Raw genomic sequence first — 21839 nt, forward strand, 5'->3', positions numbered from 1 at the left:
GATTATAAAATAGATATCTTATTCATATAAGATCTTTTTCGTACCTTTGCCGCAGTTTTAATGAAAATTGACCGACATGAACAAAATGGTTTTGAAGTCGCTGGCGTTAATGTCGCTGGTGCTGTCATGCCTCGGGTGTGGGAAACAGAAAGACAGCAGGCGTGATTTTCATCAAATCCTTCAGTCCGGCACCCTGCGTGTTCTTACGCTAAACACATCTACTTCATATTTTATCTATCGTGATCAACCGATGGGTTATCATTATGATATGATTGTTGATTTTAGCAGGTATCACGGCCTTATCCCGGAGATTATTGTCGCAGAAAATCCAAAAGCACTTTTGGAGATGTTGCAGAGTGGAGAGGGTGATGTTATCGCATATAATATGCCTGTAACCAATGCATTGAAAGATTCGGTAATCTATTGCGGGCTTCAGCAGATCTCGCACCAGGTGCTTGTTCAACGTGCAATGAGAGGCGATACACTTCTTACCGATGTGACAGGGCTTATAGGGAAGAGTGTAACGGTTATTGAAGGGTCAAAGTATATTGACAGAATGGAAAATCTCAACAATGAGCTGGGTGGAGGCATTTACATTGAACATGCAGGCAAAGACACTATTGTCGTGGAGGACCTTATACGAATGGTTTCCCGTGGAGAACTGGCCTATACGGTTGCTGATGATGATCTTGCCAGGCTTAACCAGACCTATTTCAGAAACCTGAATGTTGATCTTCAGGTAAGTTTCGATCAGCGTTCATCGTGGATGGTGAGGAAGGATATGCCGGTGCTGGCCGACTCACTTGACAGCTGGATTGAAAACAAGGCGGCCGAGCCCGAATTTCTGCATATTATAAAACGTTATTTTGAAGAAGCGAAAGGGTTTTCCGCAAGTGACAGGTTTACATATGGAGATATTTTGGGGCGGGGGGTAATATCTCCTTTCGATATATTTTTTAAAAAGTATGGTAAAGAGAAGAAAATCGATTGGCGGCTGTTAGCATCTATTGCGTTCCAGGAATCAACATTCAATACTGAAGGGCAATCCTGGGCAGGCGCTGCAGGGTTGATGGGGCTGATGCCTGAAACGGCAGCTTCAGTGGGCCTTGATCAAAACCGGATACTTGATCCCGACTCCAATATACGTGCCGGTACTGAATATCTTAAAAGCCTGCTTGCACTTTTTAGATCTGTTGAGAACCCTGACGAACGCTTGAAAATGGCTCTGGCATCGTATAATGCCGGGGTGGGGCATGTCTTCGATGCACGGGCACTGGCAGAGAAGTATGAAGCGGATAAGAATGTGTGGGAAGGTAACGTGGAAAAGTATATCCTGTTGAAGCGTCTGAAGCAGTATTATGCTGATCCTGTGTGTAAGAACGGATATTTCAGGGGAGATGAAACAGTAAATTATGTAAGGAATGTAATTGGTAGATGGGAATTCTATAAGGAGAAAGTGAAAGAATAAATTACCTGTTTATTGATAAACAAAAAAATCATTATCTTTGTGTCAATGTTAAAACAGTTGTAAGTAAGTTGCGAAGTAAGGAAATAAAAAAGAATTTAAAAAATGTCAGTCATAATCAATAAAGTCACTACGAAGGATGATTTAAGGAAGTTCATCCATTTCGGCATCGATCTCTATGAGAGCAATGAATATTTTGTTCCTCCACTAGTTTATGATGAGAGAGATACGCTCAGCAGAACCAAGAATCCTGCATTTGATCATTGCGATGCATCATATTTTCTTGCTTACCGCGATGAAGAGATAGTGGGACGGATTGCTGTAATTATCAATTTCAAAGCGAATGAGATATGGAATGAGAGGAATGCCCGTTTCGGTTTTGTTGATTTTATTGATGACAGTGAAGTAGTTGACGCACTTTTTGGCGCAGCTGAGAGTTGGGCACGTTCCAGAGGCATGGAGAAAATTCACGGGCCGCTGGGTTTTACCGATCTCGATCATGAGGGTATGCTCGTTGAGGGGTTCGATCAGATGAGCACTTTGTCCACCATTTATAACTATCCCTACTATGTGGATCATATGGCAAGGATGGGCTATGTTAAGGATCAGGACTGGGTGGAGTATCTCATCACTATCCCTAAAGAGATGCCTGAACGGTTTATCCGTGCAACTGAGATAGTAAAAAAACGTTCAGGCTTGGCTGTAAAACATCTCCAGAGTAAAAAGGATGTAATTCCTTATGCAAGAGATATTTTTAAATTAATCAATCGCGCATATAAAGATTTGTATGGCTTTGTAGAGCTCTCCGAGAGACAGATCGATTATTACGTGGATATGTACATTCCAATGCTTCGTCTGGAATTTCTGACCCTAGTAATAAGGCAGGAAGACAATAAGTTGATTGGTGTGGGAATAGGCCTGCCAAGTATTGCCAAAGCTTTACAGAAAGCAAGGGGGCGGTTTGTCCCTACAGGATGGTATCATCTGTATAAAGCTTTAAAGGGAAAAGGGAACAATGTATTGGATCTGTTGCTGGTAGCTGTTGATCCTGAATACCAAGGCAAAGGAGTAAATGCTTTGTTATTCAATGAGTTTATCCCTGCTGCCATTCAATTGGGTTTTGAATATGCAGAGAGCAATCCAGAACTGGAACTGAACAGCAGAGTACAATCATTGTGGGACGACCTTGAAGCTAAACAGACAAAAAGGCGCAGAGCTTTTATAAAAAATTTATAGAGGAATTAATAAAAAGTGAACGAAACAGAAAGAGAATTACAGATACTTCAAAATAACTATCAAGAAGAGAATATTGTTACTCTGGAGTGGCAGGAACATATACGCCGCCGCCCGGGTATGTATATCGGAAAACTGGGAGATGGTTCATCTTCCGATGATGGTATATACGTGTTGCTAAAAGAGGTACTTGATAACTCAATAGATGAGTATATGATGGGTTTTGGCAAGACTATCGAGGTGGGTGTCGAGGGCGATAAAGTTACAGTACGAGACTACGGCAGGGGTGTTCCCCTGGGAAAGGTTGAGGATGTATGCTCCAAGATGAATACCGGTGCCAAGTACGACTCCAAAGCATTTAAAAAGTCAGTAGGGCTCAATGGGGTGGGGATAAAGGCAGTAAACGCACTTTCATCTTCATTTCTTATGGTAAGCTCGCGTGACGGGAAATCAAAAGTTGTGGAATTCCAGCAAGGTGTACTCTCGCATGAAGGGGACATAGAGAGCAGTGCAAATCAGAACGGTACTCATGTAGAGTTTACACCCGACAGAGAGATCTTTGGTGAGTATTACTACCGGGATGAGCATATTGAACCGCTGCTTAAAAATTATGTATTTCTGAACATAGGTTTAACCATTGTTTTTAATGGTAAAAAATACTCGTCGAAAAACGGACTTGAAGATCTGTTGAATGAAAATCTAACTTCTGATGAACTCTATCCCATTATTCATCTTTTCGGCGATGATATTGAGGTAGCGATCACTCACACCAACCAGTACGGAGAGGAGTATTATTCTTTTGTAAACGGGCAGCATACCACACAGGGAGGGACCCATCTGACAGCCTTTCGTGAAGCTGTAGCACGTGTGATCAAGGAGTTTTATAACCGGAATTTTGAGTACTCCGATATTCGTAATGGCATAGTTGCAGCTATCAGCATAAAAGTGGAAGAGCCGGTTTTTGAATCTCAGACAAAGACCAAGCTTGGTTCAAAAGAGATGGGACCTAACGGTATCTCAGTGAGCAAGCATATAAACGATTTTCTAAAGCAAGAGTTGGATAACTATCTGCACAAGAATCCTGATATGGTGGATGTGCTGCAGAAAAAGATTCTAGACTCCGAAAAGGAACGTAAGGCAATTGCCGGTGTAACCAAGCTTGCGAAGGAGCGAGCTAAAAAGGCCAATCTTCACAACAAAAAATTACGCGATTGCCGAATCCATTACAACGATGCTAAAGGTGATGACCGGGAAAAATCAAGTATCTTCATTACTGAGGGAGATTCTGCAAGTGGCTCCATCACCAAGAGTCGCGATCCCAATCTCCAGGCTGTGTTCAGCCTTCGCGGGAAGCCTCTTAACAGTTTCGGGCTGACAAAGAAAATTGTCTATGAGAACGAAGAGTTCAATCTGCTGCAGGCAGCACTCAATATTGAAGAAAACATGGATGGGCTGCGGTACAACAAAGTGATTATTGCAACCGATGCCGATACCGACGGTATGCACATCAGGCTGTTGCTGCTTACTTTTTTTCTGCAATTTTTCCCCGACCTAATTAAAAAGGGGCATGTTTATATTTTACAGACACCACTTTTCCGTGTTCGTAACAAGAAGAAAACTCTCTATTGCTATACCGAAGAGGAACGGCTCAGCGCAATTGAGGAGCTAGGCCCTAACCCGGAGATAACCCGTTTCAAAGGTTTGGGAGAGATATCTCCCGAAGAGTTCCGTAATTTCATTGGAGAAGATATTCGCCTCGATAGGGTGACCATGCGCAAAGAGGACCTTCTTAAGGAACTGCTTGAATTTTACATGGGTAAGAATACTCCCGAACGCCAATCGTTTATTATAGAGAATTTGGTTGTGGAAGAGGATGAGGTGGCTTAGTTTGTCCATTATTAATATTATAGCAATACTAAAATAGTAGAATGTTCCAAACAACTGTACCCGATAAACGGATTGCTGTTTTTCCAGGCACTTTTGACCCATTCACAACTGGCCATGAGTCGCTGGTACGCCGCGGATTGTCTTTAATGGACGAAATTGTAATCGCGATAGGAGTCAATGAATCAAAAAGCTCATTTTTTACTTTGGACAAACGTCTTGAAATGATTCGCGAGTTATATAAAAACGAACCCCGTGTAAGGGTTGAAAGCTACGACTCGCTAACAATCGAATTCGCCCGGAAAACTGGAGCACGGTACATTCTGCGTGGTATAAGGTCGGTAGTGGATTTCGAGTACGAGAAAACAATTGCCGATATGAACCGAACTATTTCGGGAATAGAAACGTTTGTATTATTCACTGAACCCGCTTTAACACACGTCAGTTCCTCACACGTAAGGGAACTGCTGCGTTACGGCCATGATGTCAGCTGCTTTATTCCAAAAGGGATGAAGATTTGATCTTCAAAAAAGAAAAGATGTATAAACAGATAATTATTACTGCCCTAAGCGTACTCCTTGCTTGGGGTAACTTATTTGCGCAATTCAGGCCATCACCCGATGGGGTAAAACTGGAAAGAACAATTCAACTTATAAAAAGCTTGTATGTTGATGATGTAGATTCAAAAAAACTTGCCGAAGCAGCAATACGCGCAATGCTTGCAGAGCTCGACCCCCACTCGTCGTACCTTAACGAAGAGGAGGTGCTGGCTATGAATGAACCCTTACAAGGGAACTTCAACGGAATAGGCATATCGTTCAATATGCTTACTGATACCCTTTACGTGATGGAGGTGATTTCAGGTGGCCCGTCACAGAAGGTAGGTATCCTCCCGGGAGATAAAATCATTCAGGTGAATGACACCACTATTGCCGGCGTGAAAATGGGTAATCAGGAATTGGTGAAGCGCCTTCGCGGCCCTAAAGGGACAGTTGTCAACGTAAAGATTCAGCGCAGGGGTGTTCCCGGGTTAATGGAGTTTAGTATCGTAAGGGATAAAATCCCTATCACAAGTATCGATGCTTCCTACATGGTTACACACAATGTGGGGTACATCCGTCTCAGCAGGTTTGGTGTTACCTCAGGAACTGAGTTCAAAATGGCAGAAAGAGAGTTGAGATCAAAAGGGATGAAGCATCTTATTCTCGATCTTACCGATAACGGCGGAGGTATACTGCAAACTGCTAATGAGATAGCTGATGAGTTCCTGGGCGAGAATAAACTGATAGTTTATACCGAAGGAAAGAACCAGCCCCGTTTTACAATGAACGCTTCCGGCAACGATGAATTGAAGGGAGGTAAGCTGGTGGTACTGGTTAACGGGGCATCGGCATCAGCAAGTGAGATCCTCGCCGGAGCCATTCAGGATTGGGACAGAGGTGTGGTAGTGGGGAGAAGGACTTTTGGTAAAGGCCTGGTACAACGCCAGCTGCCTCTACCTGACGGTACTATGATACGACTTACAGTTGCAAGATATTATACCCCTACAGGAAGAAGTATTCAGAAACCGTATGAAACGGGAAACATTGATGCCTATAACCGTGATTTTGTGAATCGTTACAATCACGGTGAACTTTTTGTTGCAGACAGCATTCGCTTTCCCGACTCTCTCAGATATACAACACTGGTGAATAAACGTACTGTATACGGTGGAGGAGGGATAATGCCGGATTATTTTGTGCCCATGGATACTACTTCAGGAACAATGTTTCATGCGAACCTTAATGCGAAAGGAATTATCAACAGGGCTGCTATCTCTGAGGTGGACATTAAACGTGAAGTGTTGTTGCAGAAATATCCAGATGTGCTTTCTTTTAACAAAGGATACATTATATCTGACGAGGTGGTGGGAAGGTTGAAAAATATTGCTAAAGAAGAAAATGTTGAGTGGAACGATGATGAGTTCACTACCTCCCGCCCTTTGATTTTTGTTCAGTTTAAGGCACTGATGGCTAGAGACCTGTTTGACTCATCGGCCTTTTTTAGGATTATCAACGAAGAAAATGATATCTTTCTGGAAGGATTGAAGATTATTTCAGATGATAACCGCTATAACGGATTATTAAGAGGCGTTGGCAGTAATGTAGGGCAGTTAAGCAGAAAGTGATTAATTTTTGATCTATTCTCTTTTTGATAACACCCGTTTTTTTTCTCTTATATGGGCATCTAAGCGCGATATAAGCCATAACAGGCTGAATATTGAGGCAACCAGGATCACCGCTCCTAAAAATTGTGCTGAAAACAGAAATTCTTTGCCAAAAAGGAAATATACCCCGGCAATCATTGCCGCCAATACGGCATACATGGTGCCAAAGATAGTACCCAGCTCTATCAATACACTGCCAGTCTCTTTTTTCGCTTTTATTTTCTGTGGTGTAAGTGCCTTCTCGGTCTCTATCTGCTGCATTATGCGATGCTTCAGGTTTTCCGGTGCATCCATTTTTACGGATAACAACATTTGACGAATTTTTTCGTCTTCTTTTTGATTACTGTATTTCTCCATCATTATTATCATTTTTATGAACCTGTAACCTGCATTCCATAACTCGAAACAACCATCTCCTTGAAAAGTTTCCTTGCCCTGAACAGTTTCACCTTGACGTTCGGTTCGTTTAAACCTGTTATTTTAGCAATCTCTTTTACTGGATTGTCCTCCATATAGTAAAGCGTTAGTAAAAGCGCATCTCCCTTAGGCATTTTCTGCATTACGTCTGCAACAATCTCTTTCCTTTCCTTTTCATCCATGTTCATTTCCAGTGTATTATCAGCCAGATGAGACGCATCTTCGATCCCTGCCTCTCTGACACCTATCCACATTTGTGTCTTTGTATGCGTAATAGCAGTATTGTAAACTATACGATACAACCATGTGGAAAATTTGCTGTCGGAGCGAAAACTGCGCAGATTCCTGAATGCCTTTACATAACTTTCCTGCACAACATCTTCCGCATCCTGTATATTACCGCAGATCCGATAGGCTATGGTGATAGCCATAACCTGATAGGTCTCGACAAAGTATGCGAACGCGGAAGTGTTTCCCGAAAGCACCTGTTGTATACGCTGATTCTCGTTCATCCAAACTGATTTTATTCCTGTTCTGTTTCCTCTTTTTGCTGCGTAAGCGGCATTTTTTGAGTTACCAGGAAATAGATCAGATAACCTATCCCGAGAAAGAAAACCACACTGGCACCAGTTACCCAGAACTCATTCCCTTCTCCGATTGCCAGGTATTCTGAGCATAGGAATCCGACGATTATCCCTATTCCAAGAGCAACAAGCACAATCCCGTTCCTGAGTGACACGAGCCTGTTGGGGGCTGCTTTCTTTTTTGGAGTGTCGGGAGGAATAATTCCCTGATTAATTAATCCCATCCGTTCATCATTCCGACTTTTGATAGCTCTCATTCCCAGGATTATACCGGCAATAACCGGCAGGCCAAAGATACAAACTATAGCAATAATAGCAATTAATTCTTCCATAATTCAAATAGTTTTTAAAGATTTTTACTTTGTTTACATTGATATGACTGCAACTTCACCCGGGCGGTTACAAAAAACAGGAATTATTTTTTCAATAATAGTTTTCAGTTCTATGCTTGTCAATAGCCACAAAACATATCGCATAACCTGTTTTGTTATAACCTCACCTCTTTTATTCCATAATTTACACAATGTAAATCTCCAGGTGAGGTTCACCGGAACGCCCAAACAGATAAGGTTTCCCGTGGTATGGCTGTCGATTAAATTTATTTGAACTATCTGTTAAACATATTCTTGTTTGCAAATGGTTTACATACCCGGTTAATATTAAAATAACGGGCTGTTTAAGCAACCCGTTACCCTTCAACTGAACATTGCATGGTTTAAAACATTTGCAAGCATGTTGTTTAGCAACACCTTACTTTTCTACACTCCGGTGACAACAATCTTATTTGTTTTTCAACAAATCCCGGATTTCTGTCAGCAATGACTCTTCTTTTGTCGGTTCTGCCGGAGCTTCCGGTGCTGGCTCTTCCTCTTTTTTGCGTTTAAGTGAGTTCATACCTTTGATAACGAGGAAGATTGATGTGCCGATTATAAGGAAGTCGACTACTGCCTGAATGAAGGCTCCGTAATTCCATGTAACAGCAGGTGAAATCACCTCGGTTCCCTCCATTACCGCCTGTCTTAAAACAAGCTTGAGGTCTGTGAATTGTCCCTGGTCAGTGATTAAAGCGATAGGCGGCATTAAAATGTCGTTCACGAAAGAAGTAACTATCTTCCCGAATGCCCCGCCAATTACAATTCCCACGGCCATGTCCACAACACTGCCGCGCATTAAAAATTCTTTGAGTTCTGATTTAAATGACATAGTTTTTTTGATTAATTTAGTTGAGGAAATCATATTTACACAAAGTAAATAAAAAAATTGGAATATCTAACTTTAGTGAAATATTTCTGCAATCATACAGCGTGCGGAGCCGCCACCATTTGTCTCAATAGTTGTAAGATCTGCCGAAACAATTGAATTGTACGTAGAGATGATGGTTTCCTGTGCCGTTGTCAGCACACCACGTGCCGATGAAGACATCACCATGACCGGATGTCCGCCCCGGCTTTTTAGCTCAAGCATGTTACCGGCAAAATGTGCAACCTGATCCAACGAAATGTTCACGATAATTTTTCCAGAAGAAACAAGGCTGGAGATAACCTTGCTGCGTTCTTTCTCCTCTCTGATGGATTCAAGTGACACCACTGCTATCTGTGTCCCCACCGACATCATCACGTTTGTATGATAGACCGGATTGCCTTTTTTATCTATTGCATCAAAAACAACGGCATCATAATTCATAAGTGAACAAAAATCAGCCAGAACTTTTTCCGATGTACGTTTTGAGCGGCAACAGTATACTATCCGTTTGTAACGGTCGAAAATCATGCTACCCGTACCCTCCAGGAACTCACCCTCATTTTCCCAGTGTGTAAGATCCACCACTTTGCGGTGATCCATCTTCCGGCGAAGCAGGTTCATCACCTCGGGTTTCCTTTCCAACCTCCGGTTTTCTGCAAACATTGGATAAAGCACAAGCTCTCCGGTTATGTGTGATGAAAACCAGTTGTTTGGGAATATAGAATCGGGCGTCCACGGGTCAAGTGTGTCCTGAACAACAGTCACATCAATATCTTTACCGCGGAGCATACTCACAAGTGCATCGAACTCTTTTAATGCTGTATCTGCAATTGAATCAGAATCTGATTTATGTTGAAAATAATTGTTCCCGGCAGTCTGCTCATTATATGCAAAACGTGCAGGGCGTACCATTAATATTTTGGAAGTTGTCTGCATAAAACTACCGAATTTTAATCTGACTCATTTCGATTTAATTTTACTTCAGCTGTTTAAAAACAAGTGATATCGCTCTTAAATCAAACTGCCGGAAAAAATATTATTCCATAGCTTTGATTGATTTTCTAATGATCTCAATTGCCTTTCTCAACTCTTTTTCCTTGATTACCAGCGGAGGGGCAAAACGGATGATGTGGCGATGGGTAGGTTTTGCCAGCAATCCGTTCCCGGCCATCTTAAGGCATATATCCCATGCCTCTTTGCCGTTGTGAGGTTCTATAACAATGGCATTCAGCAAACCCTTTCCACGTATTTGTTTTATAAACGGACTGTGTATTTTCTCCATCTCCTCACGGAATATGCCACCCAGAAGAGCAGCCTTCTCTGCAAGATTTTCTTCTCTGACTACCTCCAGCGCAGCCTTAGCAACTTTGCATGCCAATGGGAAACCGCCAAATGTAGAACCGTGCTGGCCGGGACGGATAGTAAGCATAATCTCATCGTCGGCGAGTACAGCAGAAACAGGCAGCACCCCTCCAGAAATTGCTTTGCCCAGGATCACAATATCGGGACGCACCCCTTCATGGTCGCAACATAGTTTTTCACCTGTACGGGCAATGCCTGTCTGAACCTCATCGGCAATGAAAAGGACGTTGTGTTTTTCACACAGTTCGTAACAAGCCTTCAAATATCCTTCATCAGGTACATTTACACCTGCTTCACCCTGTATTGGCTCTACCAGAAATCCGGCTATGAGGTTGCCTTTTGCTTCCAATATCGAAGCAAGTGCTTGCGGATCATTGTATGGAATAATTTCAATTCCGGGGGTGTAGGGTCCATAATCTGCACGAGCATCCTTATCGGTGCTGGCGGAGATGATAGTTATGGTCCTTCCGTGAAAGTTTCCTTCGCAAACCACTATTATTGCCTCGTTTTCAGGGATTCCTTTTTTCAGGTAACCCCATTTACGAGCCAGCTTTAGTGAGGTTTCCACTCCTTCTGCGCCGGTGTTCATTGGCAAAACCTTGTCATATCCGAAATAATTGTGAATATACTCTTCGTATGGTCCCAGACAGTCGTTATAAAATGCACGTGATGTAAGACAAAGTGTCCTGGCCTGCTCCTTTAGTGCCCTCACAATTTTTGGATGGCAGTGTCCCTGGTTCACGGCAGAGTAGGCCGAAAGGAAATCGTAATACCTCTTCCCGTTCACATCCCATAGGTAACAGCCTTTTCCGCGCGAGAGAACTACCGGCAGCGGGTTGTAGTTATGTGCTCCGTATTTCTCTTCCAGGTCAATATAATGCCCTGCTTTTGTTGATGCTGTCATATATTCTGTTTTTTTAGTAGTATTAATTGTCTTCATGTACTCCGAATAATATTTCACCCGGTAATTGTAATTCAACTTCTTCAGGTTTTAAGTTATTGATATAGATACCAGTTTCTACAAAAATACACTTTTTATGCATATAATCAGCATAAACCAATAAAAATAACAAGAAATATATACATCTGAATAGCAGTTACAAAATTGCTGCATCAGGATACATATATGTTCCTAAAAAAGTAAAAAATATTGTGTGATACAGTATAAATAGATACATTTGTTTAATTATCTAAAACAATTACAAGACAATTAAAAGATGGATAAGGCGCAGTTTCTCTGGGTGGATGATGAGATAGACCTGTTGAAACCATATGTTCTTTTTCTGGAAGAGAAGGGGTACCTGATGAAATGCGTAAATAATGGGCGTGAGGCACTTGAGTTGTGCCGCACACATTTTTTTGATATTGTTTTTCTTGATGAACATATGCCTGGGTTGTCGGGATTGGAAACACTTGCAGGAATTCATGCATTGCAGCCTGATATGCCTGTAGTAATGATAACCAAAAGTGAAGATGAAGGCATAATGGATCAGGCGATCAGCAGCAAAATTACCGACTATCTGATAAAACCGGTTAATCCTAACCAGGTGCTGATGGCTATTAAAAAAATCTTAGATAAAAAAGAACTTATTTCAAAAGCAGCGACTGGTAATTATCGTGATAGATATAATCAGCTGAGTGTTGAAATTGGAAGTAGCCGCTTGCCCAACGATTGGATCTCTGTTTATAAAGAGCTGGTTTATTGGGAAATGGTCCTTGACCAAATACAGAGCCCGATGAAAGAGATGCTTTTTGCACAGAAGGCAGAAGCAGGAAGGCTATTTGCTAAGTTTGTAAGGAAAAGATATGGAGAGTGGATGATAAACTGTACTTCGCGTCCCGTGATGAGCCATGGCCTTTTCGAGAAATTTGTTTTCCCGATTTTAGAAAAAAACGAAAAACTCTTTTTTATTCTTATCGATAATTTTCGTTTCGATCAGTGGCAGTCAATTAAAGATATTGTCAGTGAGTACTTCTCATGCAATGAGACTCTTTACTTCAGTATTCTGCCAACAGCAACTCCTTATGCAAGGAATGCCATTTTTTCAGGGTTGATGCCAAAACAAATTTCGGAAACATATCCGGAAATGTGGATTGACGAAACTGATCAAGAAGGTAAAAATATGATGGAGGAGCGACTCATCCATGAACATTTACTCAGGTCGGGGCGTGATGTTAAGTTTTCATATCACAAGGTGAATACCAACCTGGAGGGAGAAAAACTGAACGCCCGTTTTTCGGAACTTGAGAGCAAGAGCCTGAATATTGCAGTATTCAACTTTATTGATATGCTTGCACACTCGAGAACAGAGTCAAAAATGATTCGGGAACTCTCACCAGATGAGTCTGCATACCGTTCACTCACAAAAACATGGTTTTTGCATTCACCGCTTCTGAAGTTGTTTAAAGATATATCGCGGAAAGGTTACAGGGCAGTGCTTACTACCGACCATGGCGCCATACGTGTTAAAAATGGGGTAAAGGTAATCGGTGACAGAGAAACCAATGTCAACCTCCGTTACAAGCTGGGCAGAAATCTGGCCTACGATCCAAAGAGGGTGTTCGATATTATTCATCCTGAAAATTTCGGGTTGCCGTCTCCCGACATCACTACCAGATATATTTTTGCGCAGAACGATGATTTTTTTGTATATCCAAACAACTACAATCATTATGCGTCTTTTTACGGGAATACGTTCCAGCATGGCGGAATTTCCCTTGAAGAGATGCTAGTGCCTTTTGTCACACTTTCTCCCAGATAGTTCAGTTTAAATATATGCAATTGTTGCTCCGGTCAAAGTAAATAGTTTTAATTATATGGATATAAAAATAAATGATTTAACAAAAATAGGATCTGCTGCACGTGAATTCATCGCGAATATGGGTGATGACAAGGTCTTTGCTTTTTATGGGAGCATGGGTGCAGGGAAAACAACATTTATTAAAGCAGTCTGCGAGGAACTTGGGGTAAGGGAGACTGTTACAAGTCCAACTTTCGCTATCATCAATGAGTATAAAGACAGAGACGGGGACTCAATATTTCATTTCGACTTCTACCGCATCAACAAGCTTGAAGAGGTTTTTGATTTAGGCTGTGAAGATTACTTTTACAGTGGTAGTCGCTGCTTTATAGAGTGGCCCGAGCTGATAGAGCCTGTTTTACCTGAGAATACCGTGAAAATGTTAATATGTGAAGAGAGCGATGGAAGCAGGATTGTACGGCGCATCTGACAACAATAAAGGTGTTACTATGTTGAATAATTAAAAAAAGCACTCTTAAAGATTTTTTTTATGCTGTGAATGCAGGAAATTCTATATATTCGCACATCCAAAGGGCTTAAGAAGACACAGTCAATTTAGCTGGTAGTGAAAAAAAGATATGAATAAAGTGAGTTTCTCTCACAAATAAAGGAAGAAATTACAAATGAAGAAAATTCTCATAGCTGTCTTTCTATTTTTCTCAACTCTGTCGGTATCGGCACAGGTAAACACAGACCGCGTAATGATGATAGGGAAAAACGCGCTTTATTTTGAAGATTATGTGTTGGCAATTCAATATTTTAATCAGGTAATAACTGCGAAACCATACCTCGCTGATCCCTATTACTTTAGAGCAGTCGCAAAATTTATGCTCGATGATTTTAAAGGGGCTGAGGATGATGCCTCTAACTGTCTGGTTCGTAATCCCTACTATACCGCTGCATATCAGCTTCGCGGTGCAGCCCGGCAAAATCAGGAAAAGTATGAGCTGGCCGCCACCGACTATCAGAGAAGCCTTGAGTTTTTTCCTGAAGACAGGCTTACCCTGGTAAATATGGGGATAGTGAATATCGAGATGAAGCAATACGATATTGCTGAGAAGTTTTTCGACGTGCTGCTCCGCCGTTTCCCTGATTATACACCGGGATACATTACACGTTCACAGATGTACCTTGAACTGAAAGATACCATCAATGCAATGGCTGATCTAAATAAAGCAATCGAGATTGATCCCTATACTTCTCAATCTTTTTCTGCAAGAGGGCTGCTCTATTTCCAGCAGAACGAGTATAACAGGGCTCTTGCCGACCTTGATGAGGCTATACGGCTAGATCCTTATTTTGAAGGGAATTACATCAACAGGGGGTTAGTGAAATACCACCTTAACGACCTGCGCGGAGCGATGGCCGATTACGACAGGGTAATAGAGATGGATGAGAGTAACCTTATTGCCCGGTTTAACAGGGGGCTGTTGCGTGCTCAGGTTGCAGATAACAACAGGGCGATAAAGGATTTCGATAAAGTTATTGAGCTGCAGCCAGGCAACACAATAGCATATCTGAACAGGGCTATGCTGAACAACGAAATTGGAAATAAAACCGATGCATTGAACGATTTGAACTATGTGTTGGAGGAACATCCCGATTTTTTTACCGGTTATTATATGCGTTCGCAGTTGAAGCGTGAGTTGGACGATCTCCGTGGTGCAGAACGTGATTATATGCTGGCCCGTTCAGAAGAGGCTAAAGCGAGAAAGGTGGCCACAGAGAATCCAGAACCATTTAAACAGGCACGAGAGCAGGGTGATGCAAGAGATACCCGCGATCAGGCCGATCAGGATATAGATAAGTTCAACTTGCTGGTGGTGGCAGATGAAGACACTTCACAGAAAAGCAAGTATCAGCGTCAAAGCAGGGGAAAAGTACAGAATATGAGAGCCCCGGTCGAGCTTGAGCCAAAGTTTGTACTCACCTATTATGAAAGGGATTACGAGGTGCGCAGGCCGGTATACTATTCAGAAACTATAGACAGGGCAAACAAAGAGCTTTACCTTACCTGGCTTCTGAAAGTTACCAACAACGAGGCGTCGTTAAATGAGTTGCAGATACAAACACATTTCCGCTCTATTGACAACTATTCTGGAAGGATTGAACATGAGTCCGCTAACGCTGCTCTCTATTTCGGAAGAGGAATGGATTTTATGCTTGTTCAGGATTATGAAAATGCTCTTAAGGACATGAGCAGGGTCCTTGAATTGATGCCGGACATGTTGGTAGCTCATTTTGCAAAAGCGATTATCCGCACAAAACAAATTGAATATGATCATCTGATTGAACAGCCGCTACTGATGGATGCACAGTCAGGGATCGATCTGCCTGATCTGGGTAAAATGCCTGGAAAGGCTAAGTTGCCGGAGATATCAACAAAGTCGATTGAATATGAAGAGATACTGAAAGAGTATGAAAAGATTATCAGCTTAAATCCCGGTTTCATATACGCTTATTACAACCGTGCCGAGATCTTCAGCCTTGAGAAAGATTTTCGTGCTGCGATAGCCGACTACACCAAGGCTATTGAGCTAGAACCTCAGTTTGCCGAAGCTTATTTTAACCGGGGATTGTCACGCCTCTCTATCGGAGAGTCCGAAGATGGGCTAGACGACCTCCGCAAAGCAGGTGAACTGGGTGTTGTTCAATCATACAGTATTATTAAGAGAATGCAGTAAAGAGGTCCCTTATTAACATTCCAGAAACATTTTTATTGTGAATTTGCTATCTCGTAATTCACAAAATCATTACATTTGCAGTCACATAAGAAAAAAGTTATTTTAGAACAGCATAACATGATAGAAATTACATTTCCCGATTCATCAGTAAGGGAATATGAAAAAGGGGTAACAGGATTAGATATAGCAAAGAGTATAAGTCACCGTTTAGCTCAGGAAGTGCTTGCAGTAAGTGTGAATGGTGAAACATGGGATTTGACAAGGCCGATAGAGGATAATGCAACTGTGCGGTTGCTGAAATGGGAAGATGATGAGGGTAAGCACGCTTACTGGCACTCGTCGGCTCACCTGATGGCAGAAGCACTGCAAGAGCTCTATCCGGGGATTAAATTCGGTATAGGCCCCGCTATTGAAAACGGATTCTACTATGACGTGGATCCGGGTGAGGGCGTTACCATTAAGGAGTCAGATTTTCCTGTTATTGAAAAAAAGATGATGGAGCTTATCACGGCCAAAGAGGATATTGAGAGAAAAAGTATATCCAAGAGTGATGCCGTAAGAATGTTTTCTGAACGAAACGAGAGCTACAAGGTAGAGCTCATCAAAGAGCTCGATGACGGCTCAATAACTACATATACACAGGGTAATTTTACTGATCTGTGCCGGGGCCCTCACTTGCCCAATACATCATATATAAAGGCCGTAAAGATTCTGTCATCTGCGGGAGCTTACTGGCGCGGCGATGAGAAACGCCCACAGCTCACCCGGCTCTATGGGATCACATTCCCGAAAAAGAAGATGCTGGATGAGTATCTTTTGATACTTGAAGAGGCCAGGAAGAGAGATCACCGAAAAATAGGAAAAGAGCTCCAGCTGTTTGCTTTTTCTCAGACAGTAGGTGCTGGATTGCCTTTGTGGTTGCCAAAAGGTACGCAGCTGAGGCTTAGGTTGGAAGACTTCCTGAAAAAGATTCAGAATGATTTTGATTACGACCAGGTAATTACACCTCATATAGGGCACAAGCAGCTGTACATCACTTCGGGGCATTATGCAAAATATGGTAAAGACTCTTTTCAACCGATAAAAACACCCGAAGAAGGTGAGGAGTTCCTTTTGAAACCAATGAACTGCCCACATCACTGTGAAATATATAAAACCTTTCCGCGCTCATATAAAGATTTGCCTCTGAGGCTGGCAGAGTTCGGAACAGTGTACAGGTACGAGCAGAGCGGAGAGCTGCACGGCCTTACCCGTGTAAGAGGTTTCACGCAAGATGATGCACATATCTTCTGTACACCCGATCAGGTAAAAGATGAATTTCTGAAGGTGGTGGATATTATTTTTATAATCTTCAAAGCGTTGAATTTTGAAAATTTTGAAGCTCAGATATCACTTCGCGACCCGATAAACAGGGAAAAATATATAGGATCTGATGAAAATTGGGAGAAAGCTGAACGGGCAATTGTTGAGGCTTGTAATGAGAAAGGGCTAAAAGCGAAAGTGGAAACTGGAGAGGCTGCTTTCTATGGCCCAAAACTTGATTTTATGGTGAAGGATGCTCTGGGGCGACGCTGGCAGTTGGGAACCATACAGGTGGATTACAACCTCCCTGAAAGGTTTGAGCTGGAATATACAGGTGCCGATAATCAGAAGCACCGTCCCGTAATGATTCACAGGGCACCTTTCGGATCAATGGAGCGTTTTGTGGCGGTTCTCATAGAGCATACCGCCGGTAAGTTTCCATTGTGGCTTGCTCCCACTCAGGCAGTGATACTTCCGGTTAGTGAGAAATTCAATGAATATGCAAAAAATGCAGTAAAAGAGCTGAAAAGGTTTGGTATAAGGGCAGAGGTAGATGACCGCAATGAAAAGGTGGGGCGAAAAATTCGAGATAATGAATTAAAAAGGATACCCTATCTGCTTATCGTGGGTGAGAAAGAAGCAGAAAATGAAGAGGTTTCGGTAAGAAAACAGGGCGGAGAAGACAAAGGTTCGGTAAAATTGCTTACATTTGCAAAAGAAATTTCAAGGGAGGTTGAAGAAATGATGAATCCTGCGAAATTTTGATGATTTATATCGATTTAACAACGAAATTAAAATTAATTACAACAACACAGAGAAAAAATTAACAGTTTCTGAATGAGAAAAGACTCAAAAGACCAGCACCGTATCAATGAACGAATCCGGGTACCGGAAGTCCGATTAGTAGGCGATAATGTAGAAGAGGGTATTTATTCTACGAGAGAAGCAATGAGAATTGCCGAAGAAAAAGAATTGGATCTTGTTGAAATTGCTCCCATGGCTAAACCGCCTGTATGCAGGATCATAGATTATCAGAAATTTATGTATCAACAAAAGAAAAAGCTGAAAGAACAAAAAGCTAAAGCGGTTAAAGTTACTGTGAAAGAGATCCGGTTTGGTCCGCAAACAGATGATCACGACTATAACTTTAAACTGAAACATGCCATGAATTTTCTGGGCGAAGGCTCAAAAGTAAAAGCATACGTTTTTTTCAGAGGGCGTTCCATACTTTTCAAGGAGCAGGGTGAAGTGTTGCTTCTGCGTTTCGCAAACGACCTTGAGGATTATGCCAAAGTGGAACATTTGCCTATTATGGAGGGAAAACGTATGTCTATCATGCTTACCCCTAAGAAAGGTTCCCCTGCCCTTAAGAAAGAGAACAAAGAAGAGTAACGTTTTCAGCACTTTATCCTGGATATCTCAGTGAATTTCTCAAGTGATTTCTGATTGCGAGTAACGTTTTCAGCACTTTATCCTGGATATCCTGGCCACTGAGGCGGCCTGATTAGTTATGTACCCCGATCTGTAAAAAATTAAAGAATTGTTTGCTTAAAGAAAATAAAATCATTACTTTTGCAAACTTTTTCGCCGTATTGCGGATTGGGAAAAGATATTAGTAATAACAAATTTGAGAACAGCAAAATGCCAAAAATGAAGACTAATTCCGGTTCTAAAAAGAGGTTCGCCCTTACCGGAACAGGAAAAATCAAACGGAAACATGCGTACAAGAGTCACATTCTGACGAAAAAGACAAAAAAGCAGAAGAGAAATCTTACGCATACGGGACTTGTTCACAAATCAGACTTGAATAGTATTAAAACACTGTTAAGGCTGAAATAACCGACGTTTCCAGTAAAGAGATTTAATAACCGGATGTACGCTCCCAAGAGCTCTGCAGGACAGAGACGCTAACATTCAAAACAAGTAACATTATGCCAAGATCAGTAAATCATGTTGCTTCACGCAACCGCAGAAAAAAAGTTCTGAAATTAACAAGAGGCTACATTGGTGCCCGCAAAAATGTGTGGACCGTAGCAAAAAACACGTGGGAGAAGGGGCTTACCTACGCCTATCGTGACCGTAAAAACAAAAAACGCAACTTCCGCGCTTTGTGGATACAGCGTATCAATGCGGCAGCCCGTGAAAACGGTATGTCATATTCCCGCCTTATGGGTGCTTTGCACAAAAATGAGATTGAAATCAACCGTAAGGTTCTTGCCGATTTGGCAATGAATCATCCAGAAGCGTTTAAAGCAATAGTGGATAAGGTAAAATAACCGGCCCGAACACAGGCGGTAAAAATATAGAAAGGGAGGATCTGGAGAAGATTTTCCTTTTTTTGTTTATCTTTGCGGAAAAAGAATAACTGTTTTTGATAGCAGTGGAACAACAGTTTCGTAAGCCGTTTCCATGTTTAAATCCGTAACAGCTGGTATTCGGTAATTAGTTTGTGCTTTCAACCTACGGCATGATAAAAGATAGTGTCTCAATTATTTCCGCTTCTTCTGCAAGCACCTGCAGAGAGAGAATTAGATAAGTTGAAAAACTCAGAAAATGTTCTATGATATGAAAAAAGATGGGAAAGGGGACTCCTATGCTTACCGTGGATGGCCCCTCAACAAACCAAAAAGAGTTATAGATAGACAACAATATGAGAACCATTTCAATTGAAGAGCAAGAACGCATAGATAATGCGATCAGGGCAAGCAGGCTGTGCTATGTGGGGATGTCTGATGAAAACGGAATTCCGTATGTATTACCAATGAACTTCGGTTACGAAGAGGGAATTATTTATCTTCATTCGGCACAGGAAGGGCATTCAATCTCTATCATTGAGAAAAATCCAAATGTATGCATTACCTTCTGTACAGACCCCACGCTTGTGTGGCAGAATGAGGAAGTGGCTTGCAGTTACCGGATGCGCTCCTATAGTGTGATCTGTAAAGGTAAGGTAGTTTTCGAAGAAGAGTATGATGAGAAAGTAAAAGCGCTGGATATTATTATGCGCCAATACTCCGGCAGGAAGTTCAGTTATTCGGTACCTTCTGTTAATAATGTAAAGATATGGAAGGTTGAGTTTGAAAATGTATCGGCAAGAGAATTCGGTGTGCCGGGCCCAAACACGATAAAATATAAAGACCGGAAGTCATTTTAATTTATCCTGTTTGTTGCTGATGAAAGTTATTAAACCTTATCGAATTGTAACTGATGAGAGTTATTAAACCTTACCGATAAACTTTTTTCAATGGTTTGTTGTTGAAATGAGTGGGCATTTTGAAATCACACTTTAGAGAAATTATAATGAAAAAAATAACAACCATCCTCGCAGCACTTATGATTGTGCTTGCGGCATCGGCTGCCAAGCCGCAGGAAAAAAAGACCGTAAAACCAATAGAACTGACAAAGGCTGCATTTCTGGAAAAAGTTTTCGACTATGAAAAGAATCCAGAAGCCTGGAAATATATGGGTGATAAGCCGGCAATAGTCGATTTTTATGCCGACTGGTGCGGCCCATGCAGGATAACATCTCCCATACTTGCAGAGTTGGCTGCAGAATATGGCGACTATATCCATGTATATAAAATCAATGTGGACAAAGAGCCAGAGTTGGCGTCTGTCTTTGGTGTGCAGAGCATACCCCTTTTCCTCTTTATTCCCATGAAAGAGCAACCTCAGATGGCGATGGGTGCTCTGCCAAAAAAATCATTCAGGGAGGTTATTGATACATTTCTGCTGAAAAAAGATAATAAGTCTGCCCTTTGACTTTTTTATTTATACCTAAACAATAGAAAGAGTGATGGACTTTATTTGAACCATATAAAAAAAGTTTGGGCGATTGTCTATTTTCAGGACTACACACAAAAATAAGAGAATGATCACAAGTCTGCAAAATACTTCGATAAAAAACATTGTAAAACTGTCGAAGAGCAACGAGAGAAAAAAGCAACAGCTGTTCGTGATTGAAGGTGCGAGGGAGCTTTCCCTGGCCTTGCAGAGCGGATATAAGGTAGAGTCGGTATACGTGTGCTACGAGATGTTTGAAAAGTCGAAATATCCCGACATCCTGAAATCGTTGCCCGGAAATAATATTTTCGATATATCACTACAGGTATTCGGGAAAATAGCATATCGAGAGAATTCTGATGGGATTGTGGCAATTGCAAAGCCTAAACATCACAGACTATGTGACATACATCTCTCCTCCAACCCTTTTGTTATACTGCTTGAATCGGTTGAGAAGCCAGGCAACCTGGGTGCTGTTCTTCGCACCGCCGACGCTGCTGCTGTTGATGCGGTGATTGTATGTGATCCACAGACCGATCTGTATAACCCAAATGTGATCCGCTCAGGGGTGGGGGGCATCTTTACCGTGCAGACGGCCGCCTGCTCTTCCGAAGAGGCATTTGCATGGCTGCAGGCGCATAATATCCGTTCTTATGCAGCAGAATTACAGGCTTCTGATTTTTACCAAAATATAGACTTTAAACAACCTTCAGCTATTATAATGGGGACCGAGGCAGACGGGCTCACCCAATTCTGGCTGAAAAATGCGACAAAGCGAATCAAAATCCCCATGCGCGGTAAGATTGATTCGCTGAATGTCTCGGTCTCCACTGCCGTGCTCACGTTTGAAGCAATGCGGCAACGAGGTTTTTAATC

General features: G+C 41.9%; 21 protein-coding genes. 15 read left to right on the plus strand and 6 right to left on the minus strand.

Translation table 11 applies throughout. The features are described from left to right. Positions 1-85 precede the first annotated feature (85 nt). The 5 genes from B3B27_RS00455 to B3B27_RS00475 all read left to right on the plus strand — a co-directional run bounded on the left by B3B27_RS00455 (position 86) and on the right by B3B27_RS00475 (position 6749). The gene (locus B3B27_RS00455) at positions 86-1468 is read left to right on the plus strand and encodes a transglycosylase SLT domain-containing protein (RefSeq protein WP_407681804.1); all 1383 of its coding nucleotides are present in this window, start codon (positions 86-88) and stop codon (positions 1466-1468) included. A 102-nt stretch (positions 1469-1570) separates the two neighbouring features. After that, complete coding sequence (locus B3B27_RS00460; protein ID WP_238868247.1) at positions 1571-2701, plus strand: GNAT family N-acetyltransferase; 1131 nt, start codon at positions 1571-1573, stop codon at positions 2699-2701. 15 nt (positions 2702-2716) lie between these two features. Next, on the plus strand, positions 2717-4585 hold the full coding sequence (locus B3B27_RS00465; RefSeq protein WP_238868246.1) for a DNA topoisomerase IV subunit B: 1869 nt from the start codon (positions 2717-2719) through the stop codon (positions 4583-4585). Between the two features lie 41 nt (positions 4586-4626). Continuing rightward, positions 4627-5103, plus strand: coding sequence for a pantetheine-phosphate adenylyltransferase (gene coaD / locus B3B27_RS00470; protein ID WP_238868245.1), 477 nt, complete (start codon positions 4627-4629; stop codon positions 5101-5103). Positions 5104-5120: 17 nt separating this feature from the next. After that, positions 5121-6749, plus strand: a complete 1629-nt coding sequence (locus B3B27_RS00475) for a S41 family peptidase (RefSeq protein WP_286846480.1) — start codon at positions 5121-5123, stop codon at positions 6747-6749. Positions 6750-6761: 12 nt separating this feature from the next. Here B3B27_RS00475 and B3B27_RS00480 read toward each other — a convergent pair whose 3' ends face one another. From B3B27_RS00480 to rocD, 6 genes are all read right to left on the minus strand, one after another. Next, positions 6762-7148, minus strand: a complete 387-nt coding sequence (locus B3B27_RS00480; RefSeq protein ID WP_238868243.1) for a hypothetical protein — start codon at positions 7146-7148, stop codon at positions 6762-6764. 11 nt (positions 7149-7159) lie between these two features. Beyond that, complete coding sequence (locus tag B3B27_RS00485; RefSeq protein WP_238868242.1) at positions 7160-7717, minus strand: RNA polymerase sigma factor; 558 nt, start codon at positions 7715-7717, stop codon at positions 7160-7162. Positions 7718-7728: 11 nt separating this feature from the next. Next, the gene (locus B3B27_RS00490; protein ID WP_286832816.1) at positions 7729-8121 is read right to left on the minus strand and encodes a DUF6249 domain-containing protein; all 393 of its coding nucleotides are present in this window, start codon (positions 8119-8121) and stop codon (positions 7729-7731) included. 448 nt (positions 8122-8569) lie between these two features. Further along, the gene (gene mscL / locus B3B27_RS00495; protein WP_238868240.1) at positions 8570-8992 is read right to left on the minus strand and encodes a large-conductance mechanosensitive channel protein MscL; all 423 of its coding nucleotides are present in this window, start codon (positions 8990-8992) and stop codon (positions 8570-8572) included. A gap of 72 nt (positions 8993-9064) precedes the next feature. Beyond that, entirely contained in the window at positions 9065-9967 is a 903-nt protein-coding gene (ctlX, locus tag B3B27_RS00500) for a citrulline utilization hydrolase CtlX (protein WP_238868239.1), read from the minus strand. A 100-nt stretch (positions 9968-10067) separates the two neighbouring features. After that, positions 10068-11297 carry an ornithine--oxo-acid transaminase gene (gene rocD / locus B3B27_RS00505; protein WP_238868238.1) on the minus strand — a complete coding sequence of 410 codons (1230 nt, stop codon included), beginning with the start codon at positions 11295-11297 and terminating at the stop codon, positions 10068-10070. A gap of 313 nt (positions 11298-11610) precedes the next feature. Here rocD and B3B27_RS00510 point away from each other — a divergent pair, with 313 nt between their 5' ends. From B3B27_RS00510 to B3B27_RS00555, 10 genes are all read left to right on the plus strand, one after another. Beyond that, positions 11611-13155 carry a PglZ domain-containing protein gene (locus tag B3B27_RS00510; protein WP_238868237.1) on the plus strand — a complete coding sequence of 515 codons (1545 nt, stop codon included), beginning with the start codon at positions 11611-11613 and terminating at the stop codon, positions 13153-13155. A 55-nt stretch (positions 13156-13210) separates the two neighbouring features. Continuing rightward, positions 13211-13624, plus strand: coding sequence for a tRNA (adenosine(37)-N6)-threonylcarbamoyltransferase complex ATPase subunit type 1 TsaE (tsaE, locus tag B3B27_RS00515; protein ID WP_238868236.1), 414 nt, complete (start codon positions 13211-13213; stop codon positions 13622-13624). Between the two features lie 193 nt (positions 13625-13817). Next, complete coding sequence (locus tag B3B27_RS00520; RefSeq protein WP_238868235.1) at positions 13818-15878, plus strand: tetratricopeptide repeat protein; 2061 nt, start codon at positions 13818-13820, stop codon at positions 15876-15878. A gap of 117 nt (positions 15879-15995) precedes the next feature. Next, positions 15996-17945, plus strand: a complete 1950-nt coding sequence (gene thrS / locus B3B27_RS00525) for a threonine--tRNA ligase (protein WP_238868234.1) — start codon at positions 15996-15998, stop codon at positions 17943-17945. Between the two features lie 72 nt (positions 17946-18017). Continuing rightward, positions 18018-18572, plus strand: coding sequence for a translation initiation factor IF-3 (infC, locus tag B3B27_RS00530; protein ID WP_238868233.1), 555 nt, complete (start codon positions 18018-18020; stop codon positions 18570-18572). A gap of 249 nt (positions 18573-18821) precedes the next feature. Continuing rightward, positions 18822-19019 (plus strand): 50S ribosomal protein L35, encoded by a 198-nt coding sequence (rpmI, locus tag B3B27_RS00535; protein ID WP_238869533.1) that lies wholly within the window; start codon positions 18822-18824, stop codon positions 19017-19019. Between the two features lie 92 nt (positions 19020-19111). After that, positions 19112-19456: a 50S ribosomal protein L20 gene (gene rplT, locus B3B27_RS00540; RefSeq protein WP_238868231.1), complete on the plus strand. Its 345-nt coding sequence runs from the start codon at positions 19112-19114 to the stop codon at positions 19454-19456. Between the two features lie 374 nt (positions 19457-19830). Continuing rightward, on the plus strand, positions 19831-20334 hold the full coding sequence (locus B3B27_RS00545) for a pyridoxamine 5'-phosphate oxidase family protein (protein ID WP_286846482.1): 504 nt from the start codon (positions 19831-19833) through the stop codon (positions 20332-20334). A 146-nt stretch (positions 20335-20480) separates the two neighbouring features. Further along, positions 20481-20942 carry a thioredoxin gene (gene trxA / locus B3B27_RS00550; protein ID WP_238868229.1) on the plus strand — a complete coding sequence of 154 codons (462 nt, stop codon included), beginning with the start codon at positions 20481-20483 and terminating at the stop codon, positions 20940-20942. 109 nt (positions 20943-21051) lie between these two features. Beyond that, positions 21052-21837: a TrmH family RNA methyltransferase gene (locus B3B27_RS00555; RefSeq protein ID WP_238868228.1), complete on the plus strand. Its 786-nt coding sequence runs from the start codon at positions 21052-21054 to the stop codon at positions 21835-21837. Positions 21838-21839 lie beyond the last annotated feature (2 nt).

It is taken from the genome of Proteiniphilum sp. UBA5463, from assembly GCF_002427225.1.
Lineage (GTDB): Bacteria > Bacteroidota > Bacteroidia > Bacteroidales > Dysgonomonadaceae > Proteiniphilum > Proteiniphilum propionicum.